Consider the following 16,704-nt stretch of genomic DNA (forward strand, 5'->3'; position numbering starts at 1 on the left):
GGGGTTCGCTTCACTGCCCCGGGGTTGCCAGGGCGGCGTCTACAGGTTCGATTGTATCGTGCCGCACCCGGGCGCCGAACTGCTTGATCATCTGCTGGATGAGCGGGTCCTGCTCGATCGACAGCTCCGCGTCGTGCTGGCGCTCGGCGCGCTTGCGCGCGGCGGCCTGCGCGGGGGTTTCCTGCTCGGGGCGGATCAGCTCGATCTGCAGGCGTAGCGTACGCCCCAGATGCTGGTTGAGCGCCTCGTTGAGCCGGCGTTGCTGGGTGCTGTTGAACAACGCACCCTGGCCTGGGTCCAGGTGCAGCAGCCAGTCATCGCCATCGGCGCTGATCAGCGTACAGTTCGCGGCGATGTTGCCTGTCATACCGGAGACAGGCAACTGTGGGAATAATTCCAGCCATTGCAGGGCCAGGCCCGTGGCCGGCTGCGCCGCGGGCAGAGGCTCGGGCGCCGCCGCAGGTGCGTCCTCCTGGATATGCTCGGCGAGCTCGTCCAGGTAGCTGAAACCTGCCGGATCGGCTTGCGGTGCGTAGTAATCGTCATCCACACCGTCGTCGTCGCGCTCCATGCCGACCGACGCATACGCCGACGGATCGAAGGGCGGTTCGTCGTAGTCCGGCTGATCGTCAGGCGGCTGCGCGACGGCGGCCGGGATGACCGGCGCCGAGGGCGCGACCGTTGGGGAAGGCTCTTCCCACGGCAGATCGACGACTGTCTCTGGCGGCGCAACGGCGTGCACGGGCTCGGGCTCGATCGCAGGCAGCGGTTCCGGTGCCACGGCAGGCACAGCAGCAGCGACCGGCTCGACGACGGGTACCTTATCGACCACAGGTGCGGGCGGCGCAACAGGCTCAGGCGCAGCGGCAACCACGGAAGGCTCGGCAACCACGGTCGCAGCTGCCACCGGTCTGGCTGGATCAGCTGTGGCCTGGCTGATCCCCACCGACTTTAGCGCAGGTTTCGGCGCGTCATCCGTGTCGGCCGGGCGGAAGGCGAGCATGCGCAGCAGGACCATCTCGAAGCCGCCCCGCGGATCCGGCGCCAGCGGCAGGTCGCGCCGACCGATCAGGCCCATCTGGTAGTAGAACTGCACATCCTCGGCCGGCAACGCAGCCGCCAGCGCGAGCACCTTGTCGCGATCGCCCTGGCCGTTGTCCACCGCCTCCGGCAAGGCCTGGGCGATGGCGACCCGGTGCAGCACGTTGAGCATCTCGGACAATACGCCATTCCAGTCAGGCCCCTGCTCGGCCAGGGCGCGCACCGCCTCGAGCAGCGCCCGGGCGTCACCTTCGAGCAAGGCCTGCAGCACACCGTACACCTGGCCATGATCGAGCGTGCCGAGCATCGCCCGCACATCGGCTGCCAGTACCTTGCCCTCGCCGAAGGCGATGGCCTGGTCGGTCAGGCTCATGGCATCGCGCATCGAACCGTCGGCGGCGCGGCCCAGCAGCCACAGGGCATCTTCCTCGAATGGCACGTTTTCGGCGCCGAGCACGTGGGTAAGGTGCTCGACCACCCGCTCCGGGCTCATGTTCTTCAGCGAGAACTGCAGGCAGCGCGAAAGAATGGTTGCCGGCAACTTCTGCGGATCGGTGGTGGCGAGGATGAATTTGACGTAGGGTGGCGGCTCTTCCAGCGTCTTGAGCAAGGCGTTGAAGGAGTGGGTGGACAGCATGTGCACTTCGTCGATCAGGTAGACCTTGAAGCGTCCGCGGCTGGGCGCGTACTGCACGTTGTCGAGCAGTTCGCGGGTGTCTTCGACCTTGGTGCGGCTGGCGGCGTCGATCTCGATCAGGTCGACGAAGCGGCCTTCATCGATTTCCCGGCATACCGAACAGGTGCCGCAAGGTGTGGAGGTGATACCGGTTTCGCAGTTCAGGCACTTGGCGATGATCCGCGCGATGGTGGTCTTGCCGACCCCTCGGGTGCCGGTGAACAGGTAGGCGTGATGCAGCCGCTGGTTGTCCAGGGCGTTGATCAATGCCTTGAGCACATGGGTCTGGCCTACCATCTCGCGGAACGAGCGCGGGCGCCATTTACGTGCAAGAACCTGATAACTCATCAAAAAACCATCGCAGCCTGATCGAGCGGAAGATCGCTAATGCTAGCGGAGCGGGGGCAAAATTGCACCCTGCCCGGCTCGTCTAGACTTTGGGCGCTGCCGGTGAACATGGAAAGTCCAAGGAGGATAGACGTGCGGCGACTTCTCGCCATCCTGTTGCTATGGAGCTCAAGCGGCCTTGCCGAGCAGCCGGTGCTGCGCTTTTCCGTCGCGGAGAGCTGGAGCATGCCGTTGATGCGCACCGAGGGCGACGTGCCGGTCGACGGCATTCTCTTCGACCTGATCCAGGCCCTGGCCCGCGAAGCCGGGGTACGCCCGCAATACCACGTGATGGCGCGCCTGCGCCTGGAGCAGGCCATGGCCGCTGGCGACATCGACGTGCGCTGCTACGTGGCCAGCAACTGGCTCAACGAACGGCCCGGTGAGTTCATCTGGAGCGTGCCGCTGATCCACCAACGCGACCTGCTGGTCGGGCGTGCTGGCGATGGGCTGCCCGGCGGCCTGGCGCAACTGCCCGCACAACCCATCGGTACAGTACTGGGCTACACCTACCCGACCCTGGACCCGATGTTCGCGCAGCGTCTGCTGACGCGGGAAGACAGCCGCAACCAGGACCTGGCCCTGCAGAAACTGCAAGCCAGCCGTTATCGTTATGCGGTGAGCAACCAATTGTCGCTGCAATGGTTCAACCGCCAGCAACCCCGGGAGCAGCGCCTGCGCCCGCTGGCCCTGCTGGAAGAGCAGGACCTGGGCTGCATGGTGCGCAACGACCCGGCCATTCCCGCTCAGCAGGTGCTGCGGGCCTTGGTGCGCCTGAAGCAGTCCGGCGAAATCGATCGGATCATCGAGCGCTACACCCAGGTGCAAGGGACGCTGTCGGCCGATCAGTAGCCGTGTGATTCGCGGAATTTCTGGCCCTTGTGGTAGGCCACCCACTCGTCCACATCGTAGGGCAGATACAGATGGCGCCGGGCACGTGATAGCGCGATATAGACCGCGCAGACCCGGTTGTCGAAGGCGTAGGCATCCTTGAACGGATTCAGCGCCATCAGTTCCTGGGTCAACAGCACGTGATCGAACTCCTGCCCCCCGGCCTCCTGCGCCGGCATCAGCAACAGGCTGTCCGGCTCATTGGAGAAGCGTGCCGACAAGGCGTTGAGCTCGGCAATCCGAAAACCGTCCTGCAGCCGCGCCTCGACCCACAGGAATGACTCGTCGAAGCGATTGTCCTCATGCACTTGTCGCCAGTTCAGCGCGTGGGCGAAATAGGCGTGCGTGTCCTGGCCATCGCTGCCCGCGCCATAGAGGTCGGCACGGAACAACTGCACGACGCTGGACATGAAACGCTGCATCCCGACGTTATCGGAGAAGCCCACCCGGCACTGGTTGTCGGCCAGTTGCATGGCCCACTTCATCGAATCCCAGGGCGACGCGGTGAGCACCACACAACCTTGCGGTGGCACGAAATCGAGGGGGTAGTGCTCGATGCCGACATCCACGCTGCCGGCGCCTTCGAAGGCGAGCTTGGATTTTTGCGAATGCACCCCGATCAGCGGGTTGATCAGCCGCTCCACTTTCGGCCCGCAGCGCACCGAGAAGGCGATGTCGCGCTGGCGCACCTGACGCGCGCGGCGCAGCCCAGGCCCGTCGGCACGCTGGTATTCGTCACCCAGCGTGATCAGCACCTGGCGGCCACGCTCGATGATCTGCATCAACGGGCCAGGCATGTCCTGGCTCTCGTCGACGATCACATGGCTGTAGCGGCTCGGCACACTGTGGCCATAGAGGCTGGCGCGCTTGAGCAGCAGCAACGTGGGGAAGCCGGTCTGGCGATCCCAGGCAGGGTTGTCCTGCAGATAGGTCCACAGGCGGCTGGCGTATTCGAGCAGCACCTGGCTATCCAGCCGCGACAGCGCCTGGGCGAAGTGCGGAAGGTGGCGCACAGTGAGGCTGTGATCGCGGGACTCGCAGTAGTTTTTCAGCAGCTCCAGGCAGATATCCAGGGTCTTTTCGCCATCGTATTGGCGAAAGCCCAGGATGTTCAGGGTTTCGGCCACCGCGCGCTTGCCCGGCAGGCGTGCCGATGCGCGTGCGGCAGGCCGCCCAGGCACGCTCAGCAGGGCCTGGGCAAACTCGGCGAACGTCTTGCCAGCCTTGGAGCCTTTTCCGATACGCCGCCGCAGGGCGTCGAGCTTGCCGGGCGTGCGCGCCAGTGCCAACACCCGCCCCCTGGGCAGGCAATCGATCAGCGCTCCCAGCAGGTAGCTCTTGCCGATGCCCGCATAGCCCTGCACATGCAGGTCTTCGTCAGGATTGGCGCGCAGCACCCGCAGCAACTTGTCTTGCTCGCGGGTCAGCCAGCGCTCTTTATTGAAGCCGGTGAGGGCCTGCTGGCTGAACGGATTGTGGCGCGGGTGGCGCAGCGACCTGAAGCGCATGTCCCAGGTACCGTCATCCAACAAGTACTCGCGCTGCGCCACCTCCTCGGCCCCCAGCAGTTGCAAGCGCGAGCCCTTGATGACTTCCAGGCCGAAATACAGCTTGCGCGCATCGAACAGCCGCCGCGCCTCGGAGCCCAGCCCTACGCCCGGCGCATGCGGCCCCCGCACCGACCACTGCAGCAACCTGGCCAGCACCTTTTCCGCCGCCGCAGGGTCGAGCACCTGCTCGCGCGCCTGGGACAGGTTCTGGATCACCAGCACCGCCGCCAGCTCCGGATCGCTCAACCCTTCGAGCCCGGAGGCATCCTCGAGCAGGCCTTGGCAGACTTCCAGAGTAACGGGAAGAAATACGGTGTCGGCGAAATCGTAGTGTTCAGGTTGCATGCGCGCAGGTCATTCGCTGGTGTCGGGATTGGCTTCAAGTTCATAGGCGTAGGCGCCCAGCGAGCCGGACATGCCGCCCGGGTAGACGCGCCGCGCGTCATCCTCGCAGCGGGCTTCGGCAGCCAGCGCGCTATCGAGCTCGTGCAGCGCCATCTCCAGCAGCTTGCGCAGGTCCTGGGCATTGCGCGCCGAGACGCTCAGGCGAAAATCCAGCCCCGGTGCCTGATCGACCGCTGCTGGGGTGTCGGCTGCGGGCGTGGCTTCGCCAAGGATGCGTTCGTGTTCCTCTTCCATCTGGTCGAGTACTTTCGAAAGCTCAAGGGTGCGCTCGGGGTGCGAGGCCATCTGGTCCTTGATCTCCAGGCGGCGCGCTTGCCAGTCGCGGATGCGCTGGCGGGTCAGATCGTCAACCTGATCCATGCTGATGGCCTCTCTCAGAAATGGGTGGGCTGCGAGAGGCGCATCATAAGCCTGTTTGCCGATAAATGCAGGTGCGGCGGGCTCGGCTCGTCACCCGAGCACAGCTTCAGCCCTTGGGCGCAACGAGTCGGCGGTATTGATCCTGACTGATCCAACCCGTGAACGAGCGGTCGTCCTGGTTGATGAACTCGACCTTGGCCCAGCCGTCCTTGAACGCCAGCACGCCCACTACATCGCCTTTGACGATATAGGGTCGTTTGCTCGCGCTGCTGCCCGCCTGCTTGCGCAGATAGGCCTTGTCAGCAGTGACCGTCAGCAGCGCGATCCAGGGCTTTTCCGCATAGCGACTGAGCTCCAGCCCCGTGGCGATCTCCGGCATCAGCACACTGACGCAGCCGGGATGCTCGCGGCCTCGTGCCACAGTGAGGGTAACGCCATCGCCCGTGGCCGCCAGGCTGCCGGGGAAGGCCTGGTCTTCCCAGGTGGCCAGCGCAACCGCCCCATCGCCGCTGATCTGCCCCTTGAGGTAGAAAGTGCAATGCCGGGTCACACCTTCGCCAAGGACCTCGGAATAGTAGCCCTCCACCTGGCGATCCGGCGTGACCGCCAGCATCAGCGCATCGTATTGCCCGGGCTTCAGTACGGCGGCGTCTGCATGAACAGCCCCGGACAATCCCAGCAGTGCGGTGGCCAGAACAGTCAGTCGCCGCGAGAAACTCTTTGCCATGTCACTTCTTCCCTTCAAGTGCTTCGTAGGCCTTCTTGATACGCACGTCATAGTCACCATAATCCTTGCCGTTGTAACTGGCGGCCATGCCGGCGTAGTCCTTGTTCTTCGCCGCCTTGATAAACGACGGGTTCTTGCTGCAGAAACCGAGGAAGGCCTTGAGTTGCTGCCCGGCATTGAGTTTCATGGCCGCGACGAATTCAAACACATTCGCGTGCCCGCTATCGGCGAAGTTGAAACCCATGATCTGGAACATGCCCCAGGACGCAGACTTCAATGCCGCCTCCTGATCCAGCCCGAATGCCGTGGCCATGGTTTCCCAGGCCTTGGCCTGATCCTTGTTGTTGGCTTGCCACTGCGGGCCGGCTTTCTTCTTGTACTTGTACGAGAGCAGCGGATGAGTCTGGTCGTACTTGTGCTTGGTATAGCGCTGGAAGTGATGCCCCTCGAAGGCGATCACCGGCAGCTTGGCCGGCCCGAAACCCGAACGACCACCCGACTCCACCGTGGCGAATGCCTTGATCAGGTTGGCTGAGATGCCGTTGCCCAATTGAGTGGCGGCGTTCTGGAAGTCGCTGTCGCTGAGCGTCATGCCGCCATCGCAGGTGACCTGCAGCACCATCTGCCGATTGCGCCGCTCGGCTTCGATCACCGCGCGCATCCGGTCCAGATAATGATTGACCGTGGCCTGCACCTGGGCGTCGACATTATTGGCGAAGACATTGATGAAGGTGGGCAGGCGCAGTGCTGGAATCAACTTGACCGGCACTCGAACAGCCTCCTCGACCAGGCTGTTGAAAGTGCGCCCATTCGGATCGACGACCCCATCGGGATGCGCGTACTTCAGGTGACGGAACTGGTACTGACTGATGCGCTGCACCAGCTGCCCGTCGCAACGGCCATTCTCGGGCAATGGAAAACCGAGCCGCGGGATGAGTAGGTTGAACAGGTACTGGATGCACTGAACATCGGCGGGCAAGTTTCGGGCTTTACCGGGCGTGCCTACCGAAGCGCTGATAAGACTGGGCAAACCTTGCAGGCTTTTCATTCAATGCGTCCTTGCTCGTCATAAATTGATATCAAATCAATATCACTTAAGTGCCACTGTCATATTTTGAAATACATGGCGGACGCAAACTAACAAGGGTGTTTTCAGTTGTCCAGAACCGGACTTCAAGGCTGTGAAGCAGTCTTCACCCGCAGCGAACCGCCCAGGGGCCGACGAATGGTTGCGCAATACAACCAAACATGGTTGTATTGCGCAACCATTCCTGATGAGACCTTGAAAATGATCGACCCTTCGGTCGTGGAGCAAATCCGCTCCGCCTCACGCACGATGGTCCGTGAACTGGGCTTCATGCGAACGACGCTGGCAGGCACGGAGTACTCCCCCTCTGCCGTTCACACGCTGCTTGAGCTAGGCGAGCATGGGGAGCGGACTGCCGCTCAACTGGTGCAGGCGCTAGGGCTTGAGAAGTCCAGCGTGAGCCGCATGGTTGCGAAGCTCGTTCAACTGGGTGAACTGCAAGAGCATGAAAGTGAGCAGGATGGCCGCACCAAGCAACTGCGCCTGACCGAGCAAGGGAAACGCACCCTTGAAGAGATTCATGCCTACGGGCAAATGCAGGTCAGCTCAACGCTGGCCCCACTGCCCCCGCAAGAACAGCAGGTCATCGCCCAAGGTCTGAATGCCTATGCCCAGGCGTTGAAGGCTTCTCGCCAACAGCCCACCGAAACAGCGGCCTCCAGGATTCAAATCACCCTCGGATACCGTCCCGGCCTGATCGGACGCATGACGCAGATGCATGCAAGCTACTACTCGCGCCATGCCGGTTTCGGCCAGTTCTTCGAGAGCAGGGTTGCAACCAACATTGCCGAGTTTGCAGGACGGCTGGGGAACCCGCGCAACGCAGTCTGGGTCGCTGAAGACGCTGGCCGAATCGTAGGGTCGGTGGCTATCGACGGCGAGGACCTCGGGAACGATGAAGCTCACCTGCGCTGGTTCCTGCTGGATGATGGCTGCCGTGGTGGCGGTGTAGGTCGCCGGCTACTCACCGAAGCAGTCGCTTTCTGTGACCGGCAGAACTTCTCGGCAATCCAGTTGCACACGTTCAAAGGACTGGAAGCCGCCCGGCACCTCTACGAATCGCTGGGCTTCGAACTGACTCATGAAGAGCAAGGCAGCCAATGGGGCTCGACGGTTACGGAACAGCAGTTCACGCGTAAACGCTGACGATGGGACCAAGTGGCGGGATAAGCAAAGGCAGGGAGGGCTAGGCGTACGGTGCGTCACGCTTTGGATCACCAGGCGGTGAAAGAGCGAAAGCCGTTCGAGAGCAGGACTTCGAGAGAAATGGAGGCAGCCCCACCAGCCACACCCCGGCACTCGATGTTCCCGCTGTGGCTGCTCCCTTCCGGGCCTGACCAGGTTAACGGGTAATCAATGCGGGGGGACCGGTGGGGCCACCATAACGCAGCTCATCAGGTGACGAGCCGCGCCATTGTACCGTTACGCAGGGAAGTTACAACCTTTGATGGCAAAAAAACCATCATTTCTCAAGGACTTGTCCTTTTCGCCCGGAAGATTCTGGGTGTTTGCGCTGGCGCTTTCGCGGGCAAGCCCGCTCCTACAGGTACCACGACAGCTGCAGATTTACCTGTGGGAGCGGGCTTGCCCGCGAATAGGCCGGCACTGAACCTCAAACCGTGATGCCCTGCCCCGCCAGGAAGGCGACGAAGGCCTCTTCGTCCAGCACCTTGACCCCCAGCTCACTGGCCTTGGCCAGCTTCGACCCCGCCCCCGGACCTGCCACCACGCAGTGGGTCTTGCCGGACACCGAGCCCGCCACCTTGGCGCCGAGGCTTTCCAGCTTGTCCTTGGCGATGTCGCGGCTCATGCGCTCCAGGGTGCCGGTCAGCACCCAGGTCTGACCGGCCAGGGGCAGGCCCTCGGTGGTTTTCTTCTCGCTGTGCCAGTGCATGCCGAACGCTTGGAGCTGGGCTTCGATGGCGCGGGCAAGTTGCTGGTTGGCCTCGACCTTGAAGAACTCGCGCACGGCATCGGCCTGCTTGGTATTCAGGGCCTGGCGCAGGTCGATACCGTCGGCGGCGATGATCTTGTCGAGGGTGCCGAGCTTGTCCACCAGCTTCTCGGCGCCGGTCGGGCCGACCGAGGGGATATCGAGCTTGGCGATCATGCCGGCAAGGGTGGTGCTGGCGGCGAACTCCGCCGCCAGCTCGCCCTGGTCCTGTAACTGCATGCCGCTGTCGAGCAACTGCTGGATGACTTCGCGGTTGTGCGCATCCTCGAAGAAGTTGTGGATCTCGTAGGCGACTTCAAGGCCGATGTCCGGCAGGTAGGTCAGCACCTGCGGTAGCGCCACCTGCACCCGCTCCAGGCTGCCCAGGGAGCGGGCCAGGACCTTGGCGGTCTCCTCGCCCACATCGGGGATGCCCAGGGCGAAGATGAAGCGCGCGAGCGGCGGGCGCTTGCTCGCCTCGATGGCTTCGAGCAGCTTGCGGCTGGAGACTTCGGCGAAGCCCTCCAGGTCGACGATCTGCTCGAACTGCAGCTTGTACAGGTCTGCCGGGGAACCGATCAGGCCTTCGTCGACCAATTGCTCGACGCTCTTCTCGCCAAGGCCGTCGATATCCATCGCCCGGCGCGACACATAGTGAATGATCGCCTGCTTGAGCTGGGCGCCACAGGCCAGGCGGCCGACGCAGCGATACACCGCCCCTTCGCTGGTGGTCTCCTTGCCCTTGCTGCGCTTGACCAACTGCGTGCGCTCGACCTGCGAGCCGCACACCGGGCAGGCGCTCGGCACCTCGACCGGGCGGGCGTCATCAGGGCGACGATCGAGCACCACCTGCATCACCTGCGGGATCACGTCACCGGCACGGCGGATGATCACCGTGTCGCCGATGCGCAGGCCCAGGCGGGCGATCTCGTCCATGTTATGCAGGGTGGCGTTGGATACGGTCACCCCGGCCACCTTGACCGGCTTGAGACGGGCGACCGGAGTCACCGCGCCGGTACGGCCGACCTGGAACTCGACGTCCAGCACCTCGGTGAGTTCTTCCATGGCCGGGAACTTGTGGGCGATGGCCCAGCGCGGCTCACGCGCACGGAAACCCAGCTCGCGCTGCGCCGCCAGGCTGTTGACCTTGAACACCACGCCGTCGATTTCGTAGGGCAGCGCGTTGCGGCGGGCGCCGATGTCCTGGTAATAGGCCAGGCATTGTTCGATACCGGCGGCGTGCTTGAGCTCAGGGCTGATTGGCATGCCCCAGACCTTGAGCTGCTCGAGGATGCCGATATGGCTGTCGCCGACGCTCGCTGAAGTCTGGCCGATGCCATAGCAGCAGAATTCCAGCGGGCGGCTGGCGGTGATCTTCGAGTCCAGTTGACGCAGGCTGCCAGCGGCAGCGTTGCGGGGGTTGGCGAAGGTCTTGCCGCCGATTTCGGCCTGAGCGGCATTGAGCCGCTCGAAGCCCGCCTTGCTCATGTACACCTCGCCACGCACTTCGAGCACTTCAGGCCAGCCGCTGCCATGCAGCTTCAACGGGACGTTGCGGATGGTGCGCACGTTGGTGCTGATGTCTTCGCCGGTCGTGCCGTCGCCACGGGTGGCGCCCTGCACCAGCTGGCCGTCGCGATACAACAGGCTCACCGCGAGGCCATCGAGCTTGGGCTCGCAGCTGTAGTCGACCGCCTCGGCCTGGTCGAGCCCTTCGACCACGCGCCGCCCGAACTCACGCAGATCGGCCTCTTCGAAGGCGTTGCCCAGGCTGAGCATCGGGATCTCGTGGCGCACCTGGGTGAAGGCCGCCAAGGCTGCACCGCCGACGCGCTGGGTGGGCGAGTCAGGAGTGACCAGGTGTGGGTTCTCGGCTTCCAGGGCCTTGAGTTCGTTGAACAGCCGGTCGTATTCGGCGTCGGGCACACTGGGCTCGTCCAGCACGTAGTAGCGATAGTTGTGCTGGTCGAGTTCGGCGCGCAGTTCGTGGATTCGGTTTTCGGCGTTCATCTTTCAGGTCTCTTGCAAAGCAAAAGAGCAGCCTGGGTGATGCCGGCGCGGATCGGGATGCTGTTCAGCATGTACTGACCTCATCACCGGACAAGCCGGACGCCGCACCGCCGTTTCCACAGACAATCGTGTATCTGTGGGAGCGGCGGTGCGGCGTCCGGCTTGTCCGGCAATGGGGCCGGCACAGGCAACGTCATCTGCCGAACCGACCAGCAATCCCATGGGCTGCTCTTGAGTCTGGATCTATCAGCGCTTCTGGGTCAGCGCACGGCGCTCGAACTCGACGATACGCTGGCGGTAGTGCTCGATGGTCTGCGCGGTCAGCACGCTGCGCTGGTCATCCTTGAGCTCACCGTCGAGCTCGTGGGCCAGCTTGCGCGCGGCGGCAACCATCACGTCGAAGGCCTGCTTCGGATGACGCGGGCCGGGCAGGCCAAGGAAGAAGCTGACCGCACGGGTGCTGAAATGGTCGATGTCATCCAGGTCGAATATGCCTGGCTTGACCGCGTTGGCCATGGAGAACAGCACCTCGCCGTGACCGGCCATGCTTTCGTGACGATGGAAGATGTCCATCTCGCCGAAACGCAGGCCGCTTTCCAGGATGTTCTGCAGCAACGCCGGGCCCTTGAAGCCACCTTCGTCACGGGAGATGACGCTGATCACCAGCACCTCTTCGACCGGAGGCAACTCCTTGGCGGCGTTGTTGCTCGTGGCGAAACCGCTGTTGCGGTTGTTGTCGGCACTGAAGTCATCATCGCTGTCGGCGAACAGATCCGGCTCGCGCGGTTCAGCGACCAGATTCAGGTCGCCCTGCTGCGACTCGGCAGCAGCACGCTTGCCACGCTTGGGCGCCTTGGCCGGCTTTGGCTCGCGCTCGCGTTCACGGGCCGGGGCGCTCATCGACGGCAGGTCGGTTTCGTCCAGCTCCGGCTCTTTATGCGTGTCCAGGACGCGCGCAGGGCCGAGCACCTCGGCACTGCCCTCGTCGTCCGGGAGGTTGGAATAGCTACGATCCAGACGGAACTTCAACTTGCCCTTGCCGCCGCGCATGCGGCGCCAGCCGTCGAAAAGAATACCGGCGATGACAATGATGCCGATGACGATCAGCCACTCGCGCAGACCGATTTCCATGTAATCCCGTGCCTCTATAAAAATATGCTTGAAAACAAAGGCTTCAAAGCCCTTTAACACGTGGCGCCAACTCTATGTTCTGACAGGCGTTTTACCCACGCAAAAAACGAGTGACATTAAGCTAGCACGACCAAAGACAACTTTACACCGTCTGTCGCACATGCAAGGCGCATTTGCCTACCGATATCCCCCAATCTTCACGCATCAGGCGTCAACCATGGCCATCGCCTCCTCCACATCAACTGCAACAAGACGTGAACAACCGGGCTCATGCATGGTGACCCCCATCAATTGATCAGCCATTTCCATGGCAATCTTGTTATGCGTAATGTAGATGAACTGCACGGTCTCGCTCATTTCCTTCACCAACCGGGCGTAACGCCCGACGTTGGCATCGTCCAGCGGCGCATCGACTTCGTCGAGCATGCAGAACGGTGCCGGGTTCAGCTTGAAGATGGCGAACACCAACGCCAATGCGGTCAGTGCCTTCTCGCCGCCGGACAGCAAATGGATGGTGCTGTTCTTCTTGCCCGGCGGGCGCGCCATGATCGTCACCCCTGTATCGAGTAGATCTTCGCCCGTCAGTTCCAGATAAGCGCTGCCGCCACCGAAAACTTTTGGGAAAAGTGCCTGTAATCCGGCATTTATCTGATCAAAGGTATCCTTGAAACGGTTTCGGGTTTCCTTGTCGATCTTGCGGATGACGTTCTCGAGCGTCTCCAGCGCCTCGACCAGGTCAGCGTTCTGGGCATCGAGATAGCGCTTGCGCTCGGACTGCTGCTCGTACTCCTCGATTGCCGCCAGGTTGATCGCGCCCAGGCGCTGGATCCGCGCTTCAGTCTGCTCCAATTCCTGCTCGGTCCCCTGCTCGCTGGCTTCGGGCTCGAGCGTGGCGAGCACACCCTGCAGGTCGTAACCGTCCGCGAGCAATTGCTCTTGCAGGGTCTTGCGCCGCACATCCAGCCCCTGGGACTCCAGACGTGACTGTTCCAGTTGCCCGCGCAACAACTGGGCCTGCTGTTCAGCCTGGGCACGGCGTTTTTCGACGTCGCGCAGTTCGCGATCGGCCTCGTCCATGTGCAGGCGCGCCTGGCGCATTTCCTCATCGACACTCATGCGCCGTTCGAGCAGCTCTTCGAGCTTCAGGCGCAACTCTTCAAGCGGGGCCTCGCCCTCTTCAAGGTTGAGGCTCAACTGCTCCTGGCGCTCGCTCAGCCGTGCAGCCTGCTGCTCAAGACGCTCCAGGGCCTGGCGCGTGGAATCGTGCTGGGCGCGCAGGGAACCCAGGCGCACTGCCAACTGGTGGGCATGGTCCTTGTGCTGACGGGCCTCCTGGCGGACGCGGTCGAGGGTTTCGCGCAGGGTGTCGCGACGGGCCATCAGTTGTTCACGCTGCTCGGTGTCCTGGGCCATGAGGTCCAGAGCCTCCTGCAGCACCAGGCGTGCTTCGCCCAGTTGCTCATGCTCCAGGGCGCGTTGCTCCTGGAGTTCGGCCAGTTCTTCCTGCAAGCGGCGGCGGCGCAGCTCCAACTGTTCGGCACGAGCACGCCCGGCAGACAGGCTCGCCTTCAGCTCGCCAAGCTGCCGGTTTTCGTCCTGGCTGCGGCGGCGCAGTTGCTCGCGCTGTTCTTCATGGGCGAGCTGTTGCTCGCGAAGGTTTTGCAGCTGCTGCGTGAGCTGTTCGAGCAACGCCTCGTGCTCCAGTTGCTCATGGCCGAGGCGCTCGATCTCCTGCCCTCGCGCCAATACGCCACCCTGGGACTCGCCACCGCGGCTGACCCGCAGGAAATGCCGGCCCACCCAGTAGCCATCGCGGCTGACCAGGCTGTGGCCCTCTTCAAGCGTGGCGCGCAGGGCCAGGGCCTGCTCCAGGGATTCGACCGGCTTGACCTGGCCGAGCCAGGGTGCCAGATCGATGCGTCCGTCGACCTTGTCCAGCAGGCTGCCGGGCAGGCGCGCACCCTCGCCGCTCGCCTGCAGCAGGCGCAGGTCGCCCTGCTCCAGGGCGGCAAAATCAAGTGCAGCAAAATCGTCCACCAGCACCGCCTGCAGGTCGGCACCCAGCACGGTCTCCACCGCCAGCTCCCAGCCGGGCTCCACACGCAGCCCTTCAGCCAGGCGCGGACGGCTGCCCAAGCCCTGCCCCTGCAGCCATTCAGCCGCGCCACTGCCGGGTTCGAGGGCCGCTTGCTGCAGGGCCTCCAGTGACGCCAGACGCCCGCCCAGGCGCTGCAATTCACCCTGCTGTTGCTGCTGGGCCTGGGTCGCCTGCTGCAGTTGCTCGCGCACAGCCTCAAGCCGCTCGACCACCTGCTGCTCCTGCAACTGCAACGCTTCGAGCTGCAACTCGCTGCTGGCCACCTGCTCCGACAGTTCGAGCATGGCGGCGTCCTGGGGATCGGCGCCCAGTTGCTGGTTCTCTTCGCTCAGCTTGCGCTGGCGCTCGGCCAGACGTTCCAGGCTGCTCTCCAGTTGCTGCAGGCGTGCCTGCTGGACCTCGGCCTGACGCCGTGGCTCGGCGGAGCGGGTATTGAAATCGTCCCACTGAGCCTGCCAGCCGTGCATGCCCCGCTCGGCCTCCTCGAGCGTCGCAGCGGACTCTTCGGCGGCGGCGAGGGTCATTTCCTGCTCGGGCTCGAGCATCGCCAGATCCTCGGCCAGGGTCGCCAGCAGGGTGCGGTCGTGGCCCAGGTGCGACTCGGTTTCCAGGCGCGTGCGCTCGGCTTCCTTGAGATCATCCTGCAACTGGCGCAGGCGCTGCTGGCCGTGCTGGATGCTCTGCTCGACCCGGGCGATATCGCCCGCTACGGAATAGAAGCGCCCCTGCACCTGGTTGAACCGCTCGGACAGCTCATGGTGCCCGTCGCGCAGGCGTTCGATGCTGGCATCGGCATTGCGCTGCTCGGCCACCAGTGCCTCGAAGGCCACTTCCTGGTCACCGATGATGCTTTCGCGCTGACGCACGCGCTCATCCAGTGCACGCCAGCGCAGTGCCGACAAGCGCGCCTTGAGTTGGCGCTCCTGGGCCTTGTATTCGCGATATTTCTCGGCGGCCTGGGCCTGGCGATGCAGGCGTTCGAGCTGGCGCTCCAGCTCTTCGCGCAGGTCGGTCAGGCGCGCCAGGTTCTCCTGGGTGCGGCGGATGCGGTTCTCGGTCTCGCGGCGACGCTCCTTGTACTTGGAGATCCCCGCCGCTTCCTCGATGAAGTTGCGCAGCTCCTCGGGCTTGGCCTCGATCAGCTTGGAGATCATGCCCTGCTCGATGATCGAGTAGCTGCGCGGGCCCAGGCCGGTGCCGAGGAAGATATCGGTGATGTCACGGCGGCGGCACTTGGTGCCGTTGAGGTAGTAGGTGTTCTGCGCGTCGCGGGTCACCTTGCGACGGATGGAGATCTCGGCATAGGCGGCGTATTCACCGACCAGGGTGCTGTCGCTGTTGTCGAACACCAGCTCGATGCTCGCCTGGCTCACCGGCTTGCGCCCGGAGGAGCCGTTGAAGATGACATCGGTCATCGACTCGCCACGCAGGTTCTTCGCCGAGCTTTCGCCCATGACCCAGCGTACGGCGTCAATGATGTTGGATTTGCCACAGCCGTTGGGCCCGACCACCGCCGCCATGTTGCTGGGGAAATTGACCGTGGTGGGATCGACGAACGACTTGAACCCGGCCAGGCGAATGCACTTGAGGCGCATCGGTCAGGCCTGCGCCAGCGCAGCCAACACCAGCTCGCAGCTGCGTTGGCAATAGGCGATCAGCACCTCGCGGATACGCGGCAGGTCGCGCAGCAATACCGCCTCCAGCAGGCGGGCGAACAGGTCGACGTAGTCGTCCATGCTGGCCTGGCGTTGATCCAGCGCCAGGTAGTAGGCGCGGCTCATGGCCGGCTGCAGGTTCTCCACGGTCTCCTGCAGGTAAGGGTTGCGTGCGAAGGGGAAGGCAGCGCGCATGACGGCGAAACTTTCGGCGACGAACGCCTTGATGTCCAGGTTGTTGCGGGCCTGGTGCAGGCGCTGCTGGATCTCCAGGAACGGCAGCAGGTCGGTCTCGCTGCGCCACTGCTGGGCGACGGCGTTGCCCAGCAGGATGTACAGCTCGCCCATGAGGCTGCACAGGCTGCGCACACTGTGCTCGTCGAGCTCGGTGACGTGGGCTCCGCGGCGCGGCAGGATCGCCACCAGATGACGACGTTCAAGAATCAGCAGCGCTTCGCGTACCGAGCCGCGGCTGACATTCAGGGCCTGGGTGACCTTCTGCTCCTGGATGCGCTCGCCGGGTGCAAGCTCGCCGCGAATGATCCGCTCGGCCAGGTAGTGGGCAATTTGCTCGGAGAGGCTGTCCGGCGCCTTGAACGTCATGATTTTCCTTCGGAATCGAAAACGGGGCACGAAAGGCGCGATTGTAGCGCACTCGCCGGGCTTGCGCGCAGCGGCGCGCGAGGCTTTGTGCGACCTGTCGGTCAGTTGCCATGCCCGGCGCGATCTATGCTTGTAAAGAGACAGGGTTGG

11 protein-coding genes and 1 other RNA gene are annotated in these 16,704 nt (G+C 63.7%); 2 read left to right on the forward strand and 10 right to left on the reverse strand.

Translation table 11 applies throughout. From position 1 onward, the window contains the following. Positions 1-10 precede the first annotated feature (10 nt). Positions 11-2,065, reverse strand: a complete 2,055-nt coding sequence (dnaX, locus tag F6X62_RS10045; protein ID WP_153773398.1) for a DNA polymerase III subunit gamma/tau — start codon at positions 2,063-2,065, stop codon at positions 11-13. A gap of 132 nt (positions 2,066-2,197) precedes the next feature. On the opposite strand from dnaX, the gene F6X62_RS10050 reads away from it, so the two are divergent. Beyond that, on the forward strand, positions 2,198-2,956 hold the full coding sequence (locus tag F6X62_RS10050) for an ABC transporter substrate-binding protein (protein WP_125930391.1): 759 nt from the start codon (positions 2,198-2,200) through the stop codon (positions 2,954-2,956). Here the strand turns inward: F6X62_RS10050 and F6X62_RS10055 are convergent. The 4 genes from F6X62_RS10055 to F6X62_RS10070 form a co-directional block, all read right to left on the reverse strand. Then, entirely contained in the window at positions 2,950-4,890 is a 1,941-nt protein-coding gene (locus F6X62_RS10055; RefSeq protein WP_153773399.1) for a hypothetical protein, read from the reverse strand. The genes F6X62_RS10050 and F6X62_RS10055 overlap by 7 nt on opposite strands. A gap of 9 nt (positions 4,891-4,899) precedes the next feature. Further along, positions 4,900-5,310 (reverse strand): hypothetical protein, encoded by a 411-nt coding sequence (locus F6X62_RS10060; RefSeq protein ID WP_063543945.1) that lies wholly within the window; start codon positions 5,308-5,310, stop codon positions 4,900-4,902. A 106-nt stretch (positions 5,311-5,416) separates the two neighbouring features. Next, positions 5,417-6,037, reverse strand: a complete 621-nt coding sequence (locus F6X62_RS10065; RefSeq protein ID WP_232233557.1) for a hypothetical protein — start codon at positions 6,035-6,037, stop codon at positions 5,417-5,419. A 1-nt stretch (position 6,038) separates the two neighbouring features. After that, complete coding sequence (locus tag F6X62_RS10070; RefSeq protein ID WP_153773400.1) at positions 6,039-7,085, reverse strand: N-acetylmuramidase family protein; 1,047 nt, start codon at positions 7,083-7,085, stop codon at positions 6,039-6,041. 240 nt (positions 7,086-7,325) lie between these two features. On the opposite strand from F6X62_RS10070, the gene F6X62_RS10075 reads away from it, so the two are divergent. After that, positions 7,326-8,270, forward strand: a complete 945-nt coding sequence (locus F6X62_RS10075) for a helix-turn-helix domain-containing GNAT family N-acetyltransferase (protein ID WP_153773433.1) — start codon at positions 7,326-7,328, stop codon at positions 8,268-8,270. Positions 8,271-8,400: 130 nt separating this feature from the next. Here F6X62_RS10075 and ffs read toward each other — a convergent pair. The 5 genes from ffs to F6X62_RS10100 all read right to left on the reverse strand — a co-directional run bounded on the left by ffs (position 8,401) and on the right by F6X62_RS10100 (position 16,554). Beyond that, an RNA gene (gene ffs, locus F6X62_RS10080) (signal recognition particle sRNA small type) lies at positions 8,401-8,497 on the reverse strand. Between the two features lie 239 nt (positions 8,498-8,736). Continuing rightward, positions 8,737-11,067: an NAD-dependent DNA ligase LigA gene (gene ligA / locus F6X62_RS10085; RefSeq protein WP_112897785.1), complete on the reverse strand. Its 2,331-nt coding sequence runs from the start codon at positions 11,065-11,067 to the stop codon at positions 8,737-8,739. Between the two features lie 246 nt (positions 11,068-11,313). Further along, positions 11,314-12,198, reverse strand: a complete 885-nt coding sequence (gene zipA, locus F6X62_RS10090) for a cell division protein ZipA (protein ID WP_054893632.1) — start codon at positions 12,196-12,198, stop codon at positions 11,314-11,316. Between the two features lie 204 nt (positions 12,199-12,402). After that, positions 12,403-15,891, reverse strand: a complete 3,489-nt coding sequence (gene smc, locus F6X62_RS10095) for a chromosome segregation protein SMC (protein ID WP_153773401.1) — start codon at positions 15,889-15,891, stop codon at positions 12,403-12,405. Between the two features lie 3 nt (positions 15,892-15,894). Then, positions 15,895-16,554: a GntR family transcriptional regulator gene (locus F6X62_RS10100; protein WP_063543931.1), complete on the reverse strand. Its 660-nt coding sequence runs from the start codon at positions 16,552-16,554 to the stop codon at positions 15,895-15,897. Positions 16,555-16,704: the final 150 nt, after the last annotated feature.

The organism is Pseudomonas sp. MNR3A (assembly GCF_009650575.1).
In the GTDB taxonomy this organism is placed as follows: Bacteria; Pseudomonadota; Gammaproteobacteria; order Pseudomonadales; family Pseudomonadaceae; genus Aquipseudomonas; species Aquipseudomonas machongensis.